Source organism: Paenibacillus sp. J22R3, assembly GCF_056269305.1.
This window is the reverse complement of record NZ_JBWDNS010000002.1, coordinates 327531-344284: the sequence shown is the minus strand read 5'-3', so window position 1 is coordinate 344284 and position 16754 is coordinate 327531. Positions and strand designations below refer to the sequence as shown.

Annotated in this window: 14 protein-coding genes and 1 riboswitch; of the genes, 4 read left to right on the top strand and 10 right to left on the bottom strand. The window is 52.1% G+C overall.

All coding sequences use genetic code 11. From position 1 onward, the window contains the following. Positions 1–124 precede the first annotated feature (124 nt). Positions 125–997, top strand: coding sequence for an AraC family transcriptional regulator (locus tag AC0YN4_RS09815; protein ID WP_475781287.1), 873 nt, complete (start codon positions 125–127; stop codon positions 995–997). A gap of 148 nt (positions 998–1145) precedes the next feature. Further along, entirely contained in the window at positions 1146–1880 is a 735-nt protein-coding gene (locus AC0YN4_RS09810) for a hypothetical protein (RefSeq protein ID WP_475781286.1), read from the top strand. A 13-nt stretch (positions 1881–1893) separates the two neighbouring features. On the opposite strand, the gene AC0YN4_RS09805 is transcribed toward AC0YN4_RS09810, so the two are convergent. The 6 genes from AC0YN4_RS09805 to AC0YN4_RS09780 all read right to left on the bottom strand — a co-directional run bounded on the left by AC0YN4_RS09805 (position 1894) and on the right by AC0YN4_RS09780 (position 8678). Next, positions 1894–2298, bottom strand: a complete 405-nt coding sequence (locus tag AC0YN4_RS09805; RefSeq protein ID WP_475781285.1) for a gamma-glutamylcyclotransferase family protein — start codon at positions 2296–2298, stop codon at positions 1894–1896. Positions 2299–2330: 32 nt separating this feature from the next. Beyond that, a complete protein-coding gene (locus tag AC0YN4_RS09800; protein WP_475835702.1) occupies positions 2331–4460 on the bottom strand; it encodes a putative bifunctional diguanylate cyclase/phosphodiesterase in 2130 nt (709 codons plus the stop codon). A 108-nt stretch (positions 4461–4568) separates the two neighbouring features. Beyond that, positions 4569–5390, bottom strand: a complete 822-nt coding sequence (locus AC0YN4_RS09795) for a LamB/YcsF family protein (RefSeq protein WP_475781283.1) — start codon at positions 5388–5390, stop codon at positions 4569–4571. 2 nt (positions 5391–5392) lie between these two features. Continuing rightward, positions 5393–6442 carry a 5-oxoprolinase subunit C family protein gene (locus AC0YN4_RS09790; protein WP_475835701.1) on the bottom strand — a complete coding sequence of 350 codons (1050 nt, stop codon included), beginning with the start codon at positions 6440–6442 and terminating at the stop codon, positions 5393–5395. Further along, complete coding sequence (gene pxpB, locus AC0YN4_RS09785) at positions 6439–7158, bottom strand: 5-oxoprolinase subunit PxpB (protein ID WP_475835700.1); 720 nt, start codon at positions 7156–7158, stop codon at positions 6439–6441. Before pxpB ends, AC0YN4_RS09790 begins: the two co-directional genes overlap by 4 nt. Before the next feature lie 134 nt (positions 7159–7292). After that, a complete protein-coding gene (locus tag AC0YN4_RS09780; protein WP_475781280.1) occupies positions 7293–8678 on the bottom strand; it encodes a VWA domain-containing protein in 1386 nt (461 codons plus the stop codon). Between the two features lie 160 nt (positions 8679–8838). On the opposite strand from AC0YN4_RS09780, the gene AC0YN4_RS09775 reads away from it, so the two are divergent. Continuing rightward, positions 8839–9141: a hypothetical protein gene (locus AC0YN4_RS09775; RefSeq protein ID WP_475781279.1), complete on the top strand. Its 303-nt coding sequence runs from the start codon at positions 8839–8841 to the stop codon at positions 9139–9141. A gap of 95 nt (positions 9142–9236) precedes the next feature. On the opposite strand, the gene AC0YN4_RS09770 is transcribed toward AC0YN4_RS09775, so the two are convergent. After that, positions 9237–9818: a TetR/AcrR family transcriptional regulator gene (locus AC0YN4_RS09770; protein ID WP_475781278.1), complete on the bottom strand. Its 582-nt coding sequence runs from the start codon at positions 9816–9818 to the stop codon at positions 9237–9239. A 274-nt stretch (positions 9819–10092) separates the two neighbouring features. Between AC0YN4_RS09770 and AC0YN4_RS09765 the strand changes: the two genes are divergently transcribed. Next, on the top strand, positions 10093–13017 hold the full coding sequence (locus tag AC0YN4_RS09765; protein ID WP_475835699.1) for an MMPL family transporter: 2925 nt from the start codon (positions 10093–10095) through the stop codon (positions 13015–13017). A gap of 68 nt (positions 13018–13085) precedes the next feature. On the opposite strand, the gene AC0YN4_RS09760 is transcribed toward AC0YN4_RS09765, so the two are convergent. The 3 genes from AC0YN4_RS09760 to AC0YN4_RS09750 form a co-directional block, all read right to left on the bottom strand. Continuing rightward, entirely contained in the window at positions 13086–13700 is a 615-nt protein-coding gene (locus AC0YN4_RS09760; protein WP_475781276.1) for a hypothetical protein, read from the bottom strand. Positions 13701–13907: 207 nt separating this feature from the next. After that, positions 13908–14873, bottom strand: a complete 966-nt coding sequence (locus AC0YN4_RS09755; RefSeq protein ID WP_475781275.1) for an aldolase catalytic domain-containing protein — start codon at positions 14871–14873, stop codon at positions 13908–13910. Between the two features lie 106 nt (positions 14874–14979). Further along, a complete protein-coding gene (locus AC0YN4_RS09750; RefSeq protein ID WP_475781274.1) occupies positions 14980–16515 on the bottom strand; it encodes a methyl-accepting chemotaxis protein in 1536 nt (511 codons plus the stop codon). A 74-nt stretch (positions 16516–16589) separates the two neighbouring features. Continuing rightward, positions 16590–16681, bottom strand: a riboswitch (cyclic di-GMP riboswitch). Positions 16682–16754: the final 73 nt, after the last annotated feature.

Sequence of the window (16754 nt, the reverse complement as noted above, 5' to 3'; positions counted from 1 at the left end):
GGGCTCAAGCCCTCTCCACTCGAGAGGCTTGGGCTTTTTTTTCATGCTCGGCAGAGTTCAGGATCTGCACGCTTCATGATACAATAGGAATAAGGCGGGACATGCGGCGGGGAGTGAATTGAGGGTGGATGCAGCTACACAGCAGCCTATTAGCGAGATAATGCCATTCATCCGCGTCGGGCATCACTACCAATTCCCTTATGAGCGAAACGAGTTCGAATATGGCCGCTTCGGATACTGTTATGCCTTTCATCTCGTTGATGGCGGCAGAGGAAGTATTACGGTTAACGGGCAGGTCTATCCGCTGAAGAGGGGCGATTTGATCTTCCTGCCGCCTCAGCTGATGCATTCCTTCTACACGGACCATGAGAATCGTTTAGCAACTTATAATCTCTATTTCGAGCTATGGAATGAGGAGCCGCGGTCAACTGAGCATCACTTGTATTGGCATCCGTCGGATTTACTGCCAGAGTTGTTAACAGCCGTACAGGAAAACACCGTTCTGGATACAATGCCGCATCTCTTTCATTTGCAGCACCATACCATCTTGATGGATTTGTTTCCCCATATTGTGAAGCATCATCAACAGCAGCGCACACTCGGCGATACGATCGCACATAGCCTGCTCAAAGCGTTTATGCTGGAGTTCATCCAGATTGCCGGGGAAAGCTGGCACAGTGACTACCGAATGAAAACGATTATGCACCGCATCGATAAAGAAGCGCATGCAGGATCGAATTATACGAGCTGGCTGGCACAAAGCGGGCTTCAGAAAACGAGATTCCATTCGCTCTTCAAGCAAACCGCGGGCATCTCTCCAAAAGCCTATTGGAGCCGCGCTGTCATGAAACAAGCAGCAGCCGCACTTTGGGAGAGCAATCGATCCATTACGGCGATCGCAGAGGATTTGGGATATGCCTCTATTCATCATTTTACGAAACAGTTTACCGCCTACTATGGCGTGTCTCCCTCCCAATATCGCAAACGCAAAGTGTAATGCTTAGAGGAGATACGAGAGATACACCTTAAACCTAAATCTACGACCTAAGTCCAGTTTCAGCACTGGACTTGCGCCCGTTCTTGAACCATAGTGCTTCCAAGTAAACTAATACTAGTTCATTCCGTGGAAATGGGGGAAACCGAATATGTCCACACAAGTTTACGTCATCAATGCTGCGATGGCTGTTCTATTACTCTTATTGTCTCTCTTTGCGGGGCTCACAACCGGCAGCATGGCCTTCCGGCGTACGACTCACAGTCTGCGACGCACTGCCATCCTTACGCTTGCCCTGCTCAGCTCAATGATACTTCTGGCTTTGGCCAAGATGATCATGCTGATCGCGACGTATTCTTACCGCAACTGGTTTGTGCTCGATAATGCGCTCATGTTCTTCGCGCTCATTATGCTGCCAACTGCAGCCATCGCCTTCTATTCCGTTTCTAGACTGCTTAATCTGGCTCGGCTTACCGTGAAGCACCCGGATGATGTCGTGAGCCGTACAAAGCGCCGTGCGGCGTCTGAAGTCGCTTTAGTCGTCCCCATTCAAGTGCTGGTCATCGAAGCGTTCCTGTATGCTTCCATTAACGTATTCCCTCTTGGCATGGCTTACCGGAAGCAGATGATTACCGTCGGACTCATTATCCTCGCTGCACCATTACTGCTTATCTGGCGCCAATCGATCAGACGCAGGCGAATTCACCGTGATGACGGAACGGCTGTCATTCACAAAGTAAAACGCGTTATCGTCTTTACGATGGCCTGCTTGTTGCTCGCCTTCGGAATTATCCATACGTTCAACAACGCAAAAACGCTCAGCAAGGCGACTGAGCGAAATTTATCCTTACGTATATCGATGTCAATTCCCTCAACGAACGAGTAATCGCATCTGCATGTCAGCCCCGCTTGCGGGCGTAGAAGTCAGGCCAATAATCTTCCGCGATGGGCGGGCAGCCTCTCGGCGTATCCCATACATAAACCCACCCGCTTTGCTCCGGCTGATGGTTGTCGGTTACCCAGATCCGATCGTAATCGTTTACCTCTTCGATCCCCACGAATTGCTCCAGATCATCCATACGTTTCAAACCTTGCTCATTCACGACAATCCACATTCCACGAACACGGGCACCACTTGTGTAAGCTGCGGCATCCCGCAGCAGCGCCGGGTAAGGTCCGTAATCAACCAGCCTCCCAAGAATGACACCGGGTGCAGCAGATTGAATGAATCCGGCACAGACATGATGATTGCTATGGCCCGGCAAGAGCGAGCCATAGATAAACACGGTTGTGAGTTGTTCCATATGTAAACACTCCTCTTAAGCCTCTTAAGAGCCTAAGCCAATTGACTATTGCGATGCCTGTACCAGTTCTCGAACAAGTTCGCCGGAATCGGCTTGGTGAAGTAGAAGCCTTGCGCTTCCTCGCAGTTACGTTCACGCAGAAACTTAATCTGTTCGTCGTTCTCTACGCCTTCGGCCGTTACTTTAAGCTTCAAGTTTCTAGCCATCGTTGTAATGGTTGCGACTATCGCCGCATCGCTGCCGCCTTTCGCCAAGTCGCTGACGAATGAGCGGTCGATCTTCAGCTTATCAATCGGGAACCGTTTAAGCGAGATCAGCGAGCTGTAGCCCGTACCGAAATCATCGATACTGATCTGTACGCCTATCTCCTTCAAGCTGGTCAGCGTATCGCTGGCGAACTCCACGTCGCTGGTCATACTCTCCGTAATCTCCAGCTCCAGATATTTCGGCGGCATGCCCGTTGCATCCAATATGCCCTTAATGCGTTCCGCCAGCTGATGCTGTCTAAACTGCCGCATCGACAAGTTCACGGACATCATCATCGGCGGCAAGCCGGCTTCCTGCCAAGCGACGTTCTGTTTGCAGGCGGCCTTGAGCACCCATTCGCCGAGCTGCAGAATAAGTCCATTCTCTTCCGTGATCGGGATAAAATCACCCGGCGGCAGTAATCCCCGCTGTGGATGATTCCAGCGCACTAACGCCTCGACTCCAATTACTTTGCCCGTGCTTAAATTAACGAGCGGCTGATAAGCCAGCGTGAACTGCTCCTGCTCGATCGCACGGCGCAGATCGCTCTCCAGCCTCAAACGATCATGCGATTTACAGTTCATCTCCGGATCGTAGCTGGAGAATTCATTGCGATGTGCTTTGGCGCTGTACATGGCCGTATCTGCGTTCTTGAGCAGCACCTCAACGCTCTCTCCGTCCTGCGGATAGAAGGAAATCCCGAGACTGATCGTAATATGATATTCCGCTTCGCCCAGCACAAACGGTGCATCGAAGAGCCCCATGAGCGCTTTGGCTTTTGTTTCTACCTGTTCGGTCTCCGCATCCTTAATGTCCGCCATTAAGACGACAAACTCGTCCCCTCCCATGCGGAACACATGATTCGACGGGCCCACTGCCAGCCTCAGCCGCTGGGAAACAGCCTGCAGCATTTGATCGCCAAAGGAATGACCAAGCGCATCATTAAAGGTCTTGAACCTATCAATATCCAGTAGAAAAACAGCGAGTTTATGGTTGCTCTGCTGCGCGCGCACCAGCTCCGCGCTTAGCTGCTCTTGCAGCTGGCGCCGATTGGACAATCCGGTTAGCTCATCGTGGTAAGCCAAGAAATGGATGCGTGATTCCGTCCGTTTATATTGTTTGAACGGCTCATCCAGCGTGACGTAATAGATCCCTTTCATCAGGAAGTAGAAGCCGGCCAGCTTATACACATGCCCGAGGAGCATATCGGTGTCAACGCCACCGGAGCTTAAGATGAACTGCAGATTGGCAAACAAGAAGAAAACAAGCGATTGGATAATGGTTAGCAGCGCTTGAGGCCGCTCATTGCGATTTAAGTAAAGCACCATGCCGATCGTACTCAAGTAGGAGAAAATAATAACGAAATAAACAAGTACTCGCACCAATTCAAGCGTTTCGCCCGTGAGCACTGTAATGTGGGCACGATCAACCAATGCAAAGTAGACCAGCGCGACCACAGTCGCAAAACCAAGTGACAGTAACACAGCCGGAAGCCGTTTCCTTGCCGAAACCGGTGCATCATTCTTGCGGAAGATGAGAAACAACCCGACAGAACCGATGAACTGGGCAGACATGGAGAACAGGGCGGATAAGTTGGTTTCCCCAACGGGATGGAAGAACGGCATTCCTTCCGCTGTAAGTCCGTGAAGCATGTCGAACACGCCGACAGCGCCGAATAATGCCGCCGTATAGAGCCGATGCTTCGACAACGATTTGACGAAAAACAACCAGCCTAACACCAGCATGGTGAAGCTCACTGCATATGTATTAAATTCGATGCCGGAATGCACAAACAAGTACGCCCGGCCCGTAATCGGCCGATAGAGTTCGCTATGAAACACCTGCATAAGTATAAAGCTGATGATGGCGGCAAAGGCCGTCCACATCGTAATTTTTTCCGCCCTATTGATAGACATATTGTCTTGATGTCCTCCTTCAACAAAGAAAGCCGATGCTGCCCTGCATGCCCATGTGATGATGTTTGAATGTTACGAGCAGAGCCGTATCTTCTCGAAAGCTGCAAGCTACCTACGCGGTGTCGGCGGCTGAAGCGCGATTCCCGCCGCTTCCAAGCCTTTACGCAGTGCAGCGGCAAATTCTGCTGCGCGCTGTCCGTCGCCATGGAGACAAACCGTGTCTCCTTGAATAGCGATCTCTTTGCCTTCGATTGTCCTTGCTGTCCCCCTTGTAATGATACTTAGCGTTTGGAGCAGCGCTTCATCAGCGGAGGCGAGCGTCGCCCCTTGCTGATTTCGGGGAGTAAGTGTTCCGTCCTCTTGATAAGAACGGTCTGCGAAGATCTCAGATGCCGATTGCATGTTTTGCTTATGCGCTGCTGCGAGGAGCATGCTTCCCCATTGTCCGTAAATGATCAGGGATGGGTCGTACACGCTCACCGCGCGCACGAAGGCTTCTGCAAGCTCTTCGCTGCGACCTGCCATATGATAGAGCGCGCCATGCGGCTTCACGTGACGCAAGCTAGCGCCGGCAGCACGAACGAATGCATCTAATGCGCCGATCTGGTAGAGCGTCATGTCATAGATTTCCTGTGCGCTGACCGCCATCTCACGTCGCCCGAAGCCGAGTCGGTCCGGCAAGCCCGGATGCGCACCAATTGACACACCGGCGTCTGCTGCTCGATATACGGCTTCACGCATCGCATGAGGATCTCCGGCATGAAAGCCGCAGGCAATATTCACTGAAGTGACATGTGCGAGTAGTTCACAATCTTGGCCAAACGTATAGATGCCATAGCTTTCGCCAAAATCACAGTTCAGATCGATCACCTGTTGTGACTGCGATAAATCGTGGATATTAGTCATATCGGCTTTTGGCGGTCCTTTCATGATCACAAATTCAATTTCATTGCTTTCTTACAAATCGCGAGAATGGCGGCGAGCTGCTGCATGCCGCGTTCTTGCTCTCTAGCGATGTGCTGGGCTTCAGCCAGCGTCACTTCTTCGAAGGTGACGTAATCGCCGGGCTTGCACTGCGCGAGCAGCGGCAAGTCGGCCGTGATGACATGCGCTAGCTTCGGATAGCCGCCGGTCGTCTGGCAGTCTGCGCCGAGAATGATCGGCGCGCCGCCGCGCGGCACCTGTATCGTGCCGGCGATGACGCCGTGGGACAGCAGTTCTTCGCTGTCCTCCATCTGCAGCGGGGGGCCATCTAGGCGGACCCCCATACGGTCTGATGCGGGAGCTACGCGATAGCGCTCCCGCATGAACGCCGTACGGGCCGCTTCGCGGAATTGCCCGTACTCGGCGCCCGGCATCACGCGCAGCCGGATGCCGGCGGGGTTTGCGCTGCCGCGCTGCAGCGCCTGCGGCGGCGCGAACCAGCCCGGGGCCGCCCAGCTGCGGCGGCGGCCCTGCGGCACGGCCGCGGCACGCGCGGCTAGCGCGGCGTGCCACGCGGCCGCCCAAAGCGCGGCGCTGCCGAGCGGCAGCACGTCGCCGCCCTGCAGCTTGCGCCCGGCGATGCCGCCGATGCCGGCACGCGTGTCCGTGCTGCGGCTGCCGAGCACCGCCTCGGCGGCAATGCCGCCGGCTGCCGCAACGTAAGCGCGGCACCCGCTAGCCGCGGGACCGAAGCTGACGACCGTTCCGGCGTCAAGCCAAACCGGCCGCCTCAGCGGGAGCGCCTCACCGTCGATCGACGGTGCCAAGTCGGCGCCGCACACGGCGATCAGCATCGCTTCTTCCGCCAGCAGCTGCGGGCCGTTAAGCGTTAGCTCAAGCCCCGCAGCTCCAGGCGCATTGCCGACGAGCAAATTCGCCGTCCGCAGCGCGATGCTGTCCATCGCGCCGCCTTCGGGAATACCGAAGCGCCGCCAGCCCGGTCGTCCCAAATCTTGTACCGTTGTATGTAAGCCCGGTTTGATTATTCGCAGACTCATGGCGCTTCACCTTGCTCCTTCAGGTCCTTCTCGGAAATCGGAACAAAACGCAGCACATCGCCCATGCGCAGCAGAAAGGGCTCCGCTCGCTTCGGATCAAACAACCGAAGCGGCGTGAGGCCGATCAACTGCCATCCTCCCGGCGTCGATAGCGGATAGATGCCTGTCTGCCCGCCGGCAATGCCGACAGCCCCTGCGGGCACGCTGCTTCGCGGCATGGCAAGACGCGGTTGACGGAGCTCATCCGGTAAGCCGGTTAAATAAGGAAAGCCCGGCATGAAACCGATCATGGCAACGCGGTACTCCGCAGAGGCATGGCAGGATACGAAGCTCGCTTCCGTCATGCCTGAACGCGAGGCGCACGCCGCCAGATCGGGACCATAACGACCGCCGTAGCATACCGGAATTTCGACCAGCCTGGGTTCAGCAGTGTTATGATGCTGCCTGCCTAGCAGAATCAGTTCCACATCGGCTGCCGTTTGTTCATAGTTGAACCCCTCATAGACGACGGTTACCGTATCGTAGGCAGGAACCACATCGACGAACCAGGTCCGTCCTGCCTCACGCAGTAATTCCGCCATTCCGGCAGCAAGCAGCCAGCGCTCACCTTCTTGCCCCTCGTCATCCAAAATTACGACAAGAGCCCGGTCTCCAAGTGGCCTGATACTGAACGTTCGCTCCGCAGCGTCACCCACAAAATTCACCAATTTTCTCATATTTTCAACATTGCAATTACGAATTGGAAGGTAATGCCGTTAAAGGGTAATCTCCTTTAGTTTGTACCATTGCGTGCCTTTTTGTCCAGCATCTTTACAAAGCTTTCCTAAAACATTTTCCGACAAAAAGTGTTCTATTCAGACGTGTACCGACTAATGACCTCCACGAGCAAATCATTGAGACGTTTCACTTCATATTCCCCGACAGCCGGTTCCATGTGATCATTCCCGATACCGCTGTGATCCGTTAGAAATAAATAAGTCCCGCCTGTGGCAGTGGCCATGAAACGCATCAAGTATTCGGTCTGTACATCAACACCGCTTGAAGCAATCGGAATGATCCGAATGCCTTCTGCTGCCGCGGATTCCATCAGCTCATGAATGCGTTTCGTCACCTTACGTTCATGATGCGGCGGAGCGTCAAGCACGAGAAACAACAGTCTTGCCCTTGCATCACCGCTCCATTTATGATCATCGACGGCATTCTCCAGCGCTTCATCTACCGCTTCCGGGAAATCGCCTCCGCCTGCAGCATCTTGCTGCGAAATCTGCTTGACGGCCGTATCGATATCCTTCGTGAACGGATAATCTTTGACCAGATATTTATCGCTGCGATCTCGGTAGAAATTGGTGCTGACTTGAATATCAAGCTGTTGGCCGTTATCCTTGCCGACGCGGGCGACGACGTCTTTCAGCTCCGACTTCAGAAAATCCAGCTCATCCTGCATGGAACCTGTTGTATCCACAACGAGCATCAGATCAACACCAAGCGACGGCTTCACCTGTTCGTTCAGATCAACGCGCAGCGCGGAACCTCTTGGGATCTGCACATTCTCATACTGCTTCTCTTGATTCCCCGAACGAATGATAACCCCATATCTCTCCTGATTCTGCTGCTCATCGAATAATCCCGCGTAGGCAGACGCTTCTCCATCAATATTAGTACGTGACTCCCACACCGTATCGCCATCGTCATCAACGAGGCTGACTTCTGCATCGGATACCGGCTTACCGCCTCCGGTCACAACAACTTCCAATCTATTTTGCGGAAAAACAGACCAATAGGATTGCAGCTCTCTGCCCTCGCCGCTATTCAGCAGCCGGATCCACTCCTTCCAGGAGGTAAGATCGTCCGACTCCCCGGCTGTCAGTTGACCCGCTTGTGAGTCGTCGTACTGGCTGCCCGGCGGAGTTGTCTCATCCTTATCGATCGGGGAATCATCCGTATCATGAGCAGGTTCTTCGGAAACGGATGAATCGGCTTTGTCATTGCTGCTTGAGTTGGTAGTGGCTTCACCCCGGTTGCTTGTGCTGCTGTTGTCCCTTGCTTCCGTGTTCGAACTGTTGCTTGAAGAATCCGTGTTCGCCGCGCTGTCGTTCTGATTGTCAGCCGAGGAGCACCCGGCCAGCAGGAACGTTAATGCCGCGAGCAGTAGAAGCGACGTCTTCATCTTTCCTTGTCCCCTTACATTCTCTTTACCCGGTGCATGTTCTCTGTTTATTCCTTTACGTTGTTGCATCCGAATTCCCCCTCGATTCTGTTGGTAGCCGAACCATTATATGTAAAAGCCGGCTTATTACCATCGACGGAATCGCTCTCCGAATTGTTGCATTCTCGCTGGCACGACAGTACAATCGGGGGAAGTATATTTTTGGGGAAGAAAGGAGCGCTGCTGCCTTATGGAAACTTACTCACTAGCAGAGCTGAGCATTACCTATAACGATGTCACTACGAAATTAATTTATAAGTCTGCACATTTGGTTGTCGTCACGGACTCCGGCTATAAGCTGTGGTACATCGAGATCGACGGCATGACTCAAACCTCGCTCCTTCACATGTTCCATGAATCCGAGGACATTGGGATATCCTTATCCGGCATAACAGCCGGCGGCAAACCGTTCCAAGCGGGCGGATATTTCCATCCGAACGTCCAGCATCAGGCTGCGGCTATCCGAGGTGACGGCGAGCTGCACGGTTTCTAGAAACGACTAGTACTTTCGCACACAACAAAGCAGCTCCGGTTCTCATTCCACGATGGAAGGAATGAACCGGAGCTGCTTTTTGTGTTATAAGGGCGTTACTGCACGGCAATACCTTTGAAGAAGAGCTCAAAAGTAATGGCCATTCGGTTATCGAGTGAATCCTCATTCTCTTCCATCGACCAGACGAAGAGCGTGCCGAAGTAAGCTTGAAAGGCTTGCTGAGCCATCATCTCAGCGGGCATGTCTCTGCGAAACTCGCCGTTCTCCTGCCCTTCGGCAATAAGCGGCAGCAAGGCTTCTTTAAGCGTAGTGAGCATCGAGTTATGGGTATCAAGCGCCTTGGCACTGCCGAGCATGGCTTGAAATAATGCGCGCGTGAGTGGTTTGCTAAGTACAAATTGTTTCACGATTTGGAATAACAACAGCTGTAGACGGGGCACCAGCGGTCCGGGCTTGTCTTTGAGCTTCGCCACCTCGTTTAACGCGAAGATCGCTTGCAAATCGCAGATCAGTTCATCCTTGGAAGCGAAATAATTGAAAAAAGTGCCTTTCGCAACGCCGGCTTGCTTGGCAATACTTTCAACGGATGTCTGCTCGTAACCCAGCTCAGCAAATAAAGAGAGCGCAGCTTCTTTGATTCGAATGCGGGTCTGTTCTTTCTTGAGCTCGCGGTTCATCGCTATATCCTCCATCTAAGTTGTTCGCGTTCAGTCAATGCTAATTGTAGCATAGCACTTAAGCTCCGTAAATACGAGTTGACCATCGGTATAAAATTTAGCTTTATACATACAATTCAATCTATCGCGAATGAAACCGAATTCAATAAAGATACCGAATTCTGATGTGTGAAATAATTATGACCATTAGTTCAAAATTATTGACGAATGGTTTTGTCTTGCGCTATAACTATTCATAGAGAACCTGTTAGTTTAGTTTCGAGGAGGTATTGAAATGTCTGAACGTATCATTCGAAGTATTGCCCGCGCCAAATGGGCAGTCCTAATCGGCTGGCTGGCGATTACCGTGGCCTCCATGTTTGCCCTGCCTGATCTTGCGGCCATTGTCCGTCAAACCGAGCAGAAATTTATTCCGGCCGCTTCCGAATCCGTCGTAGCCAAACAGCTCATGGAACGGATTAATCCGGAGACCACCACCAAATCCAGCGCAATCCTTGTTTACTCCCGCGAAGGCGGCATGACCGCACAGGACCGCGATTGGCTCAAGGCCAAAGCTGCCGAGCTTGCGCTGCTTAGCGGCAAGGATGGCTTCAAGTCGGTGCAGTCGGCTTATGAAACGCCGGAGCTGGCGGAGAAATTCCGCAGCAAGGATGGCACAACCGAGCTGCTTATCGTCGGATTCTCTCGTGCGGATAATGATACGCTCACCCAAGAAGCGGTTGATATACTCGCAGCTAAAGTGAAAGATGCGCCGAGCGGAAGCAAAGTGGAGCTCACGGGAAGTGCTCCTATCGGCAAAGATTTTCAACAGAGCTCTGAGGAAGGATTGAAGAAAACGGAGCTGCTCACCGTAGCGCTCGTACTCGTGATTCTTCTCCTCGTTTTCCGTTCCCCTGTCGCGCCGTTCATTCCGCTTATTACGATCGGCATTTCCTTAGTCATCACACGCGGGCTCGTTGCACTGGCCACGGATTACGGGATGCCGGTTTCGTCTTTTACTGAATCCTTCCTGATTGCCGTCTTGTTCGGTGCGGGAACCGATTATTGTATCCTGCTTATCCAGCGTTTCCGCGAAGAGCTCAGCCATGACGGTGACAAAGTGGAAGCACTCGTAAGGACGATGCGGACCGTCGGCAAGACCGTTGCCTTCTCCGCCAGTACCGTATTCGTTGCGTTCTTCCTCATCGGCTTCGCCCAGTTCGGCCTTTATCAATCAGCCGTTGGCGTATCCATCGGCGTTGCGGTTACGCTCATTGCAGGACTTACCTTAACGCCTGCCTTGTTGATGCTCTTCGGTAAAGCTACCTTCTGGCCGAGCAAGGCTGCAAGCGGTCAAGGCCACGGCGAGTCTAAGCTGTGGGGAGCGATGGCAGCTCTTGCCGCACGCAGACCTGTAGCCATTCTGGTTGTTACGGTTCTGCTGCTTACGCCAATTACATTCCTGTACCATGGCAAGCGGTCCTTTGACGACTTGGCCGAAATCAATCCGCAGCTTGGCTCCGTGCAAGGCTTCCGACAAGTGGAGCATGCCTTCGGTGCCGGTGAAGTCTTCCCGCTCTCCGTAGCGCTGCGATCGGATGAGTCGATGCGCAATCCTGCCGCACTGGCCGCACTCGAAACGGCAAGCGCCAATGTAGCGAAGCTAAGCGGCGTCAAAGAAGTGCGAAGCGCCATAAGACCGCTCGGCGAACAGCTGGCGGACCTAACGGTTTCGAATCAGCTGACGCGAACCTCTGATGCGCTTGATCAGATGAAGAATGGCGTCGATCAAGTAGCAGACGGCTTAACTACCGCCGGCAGCTCAATTGCGAGCGGGCAGGCCGATATTCAGAACCTGACAGATGGCTTGCGAACGATGGCTTCCCGCACCTCTGAAGCGCAGAGCGGGCTGAAGCAAATCTACGGCGGCATGCAGCAGGCGTCCCAAGGCGCCGGCCAGTTATCCGGCGGACTCAAGCAGAGCGCCGAAGTATCCGGCTCCATGAGCCAAGATTTGCAGGCGTTGCTGAAGAAATATCCGGAGCTGAAGAACGAGCCTGCCATGCAGCAATTGTTAGGCAAGCAGCAAGGACTCTCCGGCGGATTAAATGAACTATATTCCGGGGCAGCTAAGCTGTCAGCAAGCTTCACTCAACTAAACCCCGGCGTCAATAAAGTTGCCGACGGACTTGGCCAACTGGCTGACGGTCAAACCCAAGCCGCCGACGGTACAGCGAAGCTCGGAAGCGGACTTCAAGAGCTTACCGGCGGCTTGAAGGATGGAGCTGCAGGTCTTGGCGACATCTCGAAGGGTCTCACTTCGGTGAAGGATGCACAGCGTACGATTGGGGACAGTCAGATCCCTGGCTGGAATCTTCCTCAAGAAGCATTGGATAGTCCTGAGATGAAGCAAGCGCTCGATTACTATATTTCCACCGACGGGGAAACCGCCAAGATGGAGATCGTCCTCTCGGTAAATCCGTATTCTCCCGAAGCGCTGACAACGGTTGATCAGATTAGAGAAGCGCTGAACCATAGCTTCGAAGGAAGTGCCATTGAAGGAGCTCATGTGTATGTATCCGGCACATCGGCACAAATTTCGGAGCTCAAGGATATTTCGAAGAATGACTTTACGCGAACAGGTGCGTTTGTCTTGATCGGGATTTTCATCGTACTGATGATTCTGCTGCGCTCCATTCTGGCGCCGCTCTATGTACTGCTCTCCCTTGGCTTTAACTTCTTGGTCACCATGGGCATTGTTGAATTCATATTCGTTCAATTGCTCGGCAAGGAAGGCTTGTCATGGAGCGCTTCATTCTTCGTCTTCCTCATTATCGTAGCGCTTGGCGTCGATTACAGCATCTTCCTCATGGCTAGGTTCAAGGAAGAATATCGACCGCGGGGCATTACGTATGCGATGACGAAAGCGATGTCGACGACAGGCGGCGTTATCATATCCGCAGCGGTCATCATGGGCGGCACGTTCGCTGCACTTATGATGTCCGGCGTGAATACGCTCCTGCAGATCGGTGCAGGCATCGTCATTGGTCTGATTCTGTATGCGACTGTCTTTATGGGCCTTGTCATTCCTGCTTTGGCTAATCTCTTCGGTGAAGCCAACTGGTGGCCTTTCCGCCAAAGAGCAACCTCTCAATCAGAAGCAGCGAAGGCCCAAGAAGAAGGGAATAGCCCAAGATACAAAGAGCAAACCTCTGAATAAATCAGGCTTCCGATAAAAAAAGCTGTATCCGCTCCTTTCGAAGGTGGCGGATACAGCTTTTGCTTTATTTATATCGAAGATTCGGCTACAGCACGTTTGGCTGCTTGATGCGTATAAGCAAACAGCTCCATAAGCTCCATATGCTGCACATATTCAATCGCGCTCCTGGCTTCTTCCGAGATCGTCCCGCTCTCTTGAAGCGCAATCATGCCTGTGAGTGCCGAAGCTTGCCAGCGCACTTGGCGTTTCATTACCTGCAGCGAATCGCGAATGGTGCCTTCCTGCAAATCGCCTAATACGACGCTGTTCTGCAGCCAATCCGCTACTCGTGTCTGCAAGCTCTCCATCGCCGGATGGGCGCCTGCATTGCTGAACCAGTAGTTCGCATTGGAGTAATCACCCTCCATCCGGTGCATGATACCATGCCAATAGCAGCCTGTCGGGTCGTCTTCAATCTCTTGGGATTGTTCATGCGACGCGTCCAAGCTCTCGTTAAGCAGATGCAAGCCGGCCTTGAGCGCAATGAGCGCGGGTTGAGCGGATTTCGGAGTTCCGACAGTAATTAGAGGCAAAGCGGCTATTTCTTGATCGAGTGCAGCATCCCATACCCCTTTCGGAGACAGGGCTTGCATGGTCTGACGCGATTCCAATTGTTCGATGATTAGCGCTAATGATTTCTTCAAGCCGCATCCACTCCTTCAACAGTTCGTAACGCCAATCACTTGCATGAGTGGACTCTATTGTAATAGATGCCCTTCGAAAATTCAATGAGAATATGCCTATTTATCCTTACAATCCGCGCGGATGAAGTTCGGCGACGGCGACGATCCTCCTTAGCAAACAAGCTCCCGAACCGCTAAGGTCTGGGAGCTCGTTCATTATTGAAGAACTTATTTGCTGTGCAATACTTCAGGCGTAGTCAGCTTATCGTAGAAATCAACCGACTTATCTTTGTCATCGGAATTCCGAAGCGCCATTGCGGAACGAGGATGCTCATCGAACATGCCTGTAATCATATAAGGAATAATATAGCCCCACTCTTCTTTTTCACGAAGCGGAATCATGTACTTCTCGATCATATCCAGAACCGGACGCACATTGTACTTCGTGTTCTTCAGATGTGCGACAAGCAGTTCCGTTGGGCAGTTGCCGGCCGCGCGGCCCATACCGTATACGGAAGCATCCAGGAACTCGACGCCTTTCTCAACCGAAATAAGCGTATTGGCGAAAGCAAGCTGCATATTGTTGTGCGTATGCACACCAAGACGTTTGCTTGGCAGGTACTTCTGGAATTTGCTGACCAAATAATTGAAGTCATTCGGCGCCAAGCTGCCATAGGAGTCAACGACGTACACGACGTCGACTACACTTGCTTCGATCAATTCGAATGCTTCAAGCAGCTGGTTCTCCATTACGTTGGAGAGTGCCATAATGTTCAAGGTTGTTTCGTAGCCGCGCGAGTTGAATACGTTAACCAGCTCCAGCGCCTTCGGCACGTCTTGAATGTAGCAGGCAACGCGAATCAAATCGAGCATGCTCTCTTCGCGTGGAAGAATATCGTTCTCATCTACCCGTCCGATATCGACAAGTGCAGAGAGCTTCGTATTCAGCTTCTGCGGGATGACTTTACGAAGGAAGTCGTCGTCCAGGAAGCGCCATGGCCCCGCATCTTCAGCGCCTTTGAGCAGCTTCGGAGAGTTTTTGTACCCGATTTCCATATACTCGACGCCAGCTTCATTCAGCGAGTTGTATAGATGCTGAACGAACTCAACGCTGAAATCCCAGTTATTGACGAGCCCGCCGTCGCGGATCGTGCAGTCGACGATTTTACAATGACTTTTTTTCGAAGCATTCATAGCATTGTGTCTCCTTTTTAGCCAGATCTTGTCTTTTCTACTCATAATACTTGATATTGGCTATGAACGCAAAGTCATTTTTGTCAGAATTGCAGGACTCTTCGGATTAAATGGCGCGGAACGATTTCCTCGTGCTGACCATCGTTTGATCCAATTTATCGCTTAATTTCTCCAGCATTGTCGCAAGCTCCGACGATCTGGAAATAAGCTGATGCTGCTCATTCGAGCTGCCCGTAACCGTCTTGACGCTGCCTGTTAATTCAACGGACATTCGGGAGATTTCCTCAATGTTGACGCTGAACTGCTTCGTGCTTGCTGTCATTTGCTGAGAGGCACCGGAAATATAATGAATTTGCTCTGCGACGGTTTTGATGGATCGCATGATCCGTTCGAATGCGGCTCCCGCATCACATACGGCTTGGTTGCCTGATGCAACCTCTTCAATGACTTGATCCATGGAATGGATAGAAGCACGGTTATTAGCCTGAATGTCTTGAACAAGCTCAGCGATTCTCTGGGCAGAGGCAGTTGTTTGTTCAGACAGCTTGCGCACTTCATTAGATACGACGGTAAACCCACGTCCATGCTCGCCGGCCCGCGCCGCTTCAATCGCCGCATTCAGTGCCAGCAGACTGGTTTGTGAAGCGATGTCTGCAATTAAGCTTGTAATGTCATCTATTTCTTGCGAACGCTGACCGAGCAGCTTTACTTTGGTTGCGGACTCTTGGACGGCATTGCTCATCGATGTCATCTGCCTGACAGCCTTCTGTATGGCCTCATTCCCGTTATCGGCCTCCGTCGCTACCTCACTGGAGAAAGTTGACACCGTAGCAGACGTTTCGGCAATGGTATGGATGTCTCGGAGCATCTCTCCGATGACCCTCTTGCCTGTCTGTGCGCCATGCTCCTGCAAATGCGCCGTGGCATCAACCTTATGCATCGTTTGTACAATATCCCCTGCCAAGAGATTAAGCGTAGCCGCATTGCAGCTGAGCTCTTTGGAATTCATGAGCACTTGGTCCGACGTTTCCGTCACATTTTCAATAATTTGTTTGACCGCTGCTTGAATCTTCTGCTGTTGGGCCGATTCCAACGCGAGGATGAATGCTCTGCGCGTCACAATTTGATAGGTAACCGCGCCGATAAACAAGACGACAAATACGATGTGAATGGAGACCATGGCAAGTGAGTAATCACGGGTTCCGTAGACAAGGTCTGGGAAGATTAAGAAGCCGAGTACATGCTGAAGTGCGAAGATAACGGTGCTGATGAGAAGCATTGCGATGAGGTCGTAGTACAAAATAATAGCGAGTACCATAAAGATGGAGAAATGATATTCCACCATGCCGTTGCCGCCTGAGATGATCGATATGCTGCTGAAGGTAAGCGACAGTGTCAATAGAAGCGGAACGGACTGCTGCTCCTTCTGCAACCGCATGCAAATCCCGGCAAGCAGTAAGAAAATAATCGGTAATGCCAAGAACGTTTGCTTAAGGAAAGTGTGGAACGTAGAACCATTCATGTCCGTTTGATGATCATGATGCATGGAGAAACCGAGCCAATCGAATGCGTGTACCAGAAGCGATAATAGCACAATAATTGTAGAAATGAATAACATGACACGGTTTTTCTCTCTAAGCATACAACTTGCCTACCTCCCCATATATGTATACATATAAAAAGAGTCCACCCGCGTTAAGGATGGACTCCTTTTCACTCGGTAACCTGTCCACCATGGCATCTGAATTGCGATGCTTTAGGCCTAGGCTTTGCGTCCCAACGTTTCCGTTGGTTTGCCATTATCATATGAAGAAGTAGTCGGATACTATGGTCATGGTACTGTTAACAGGGTTAATTATATGAGGGGAAAGCCCTGTTTGT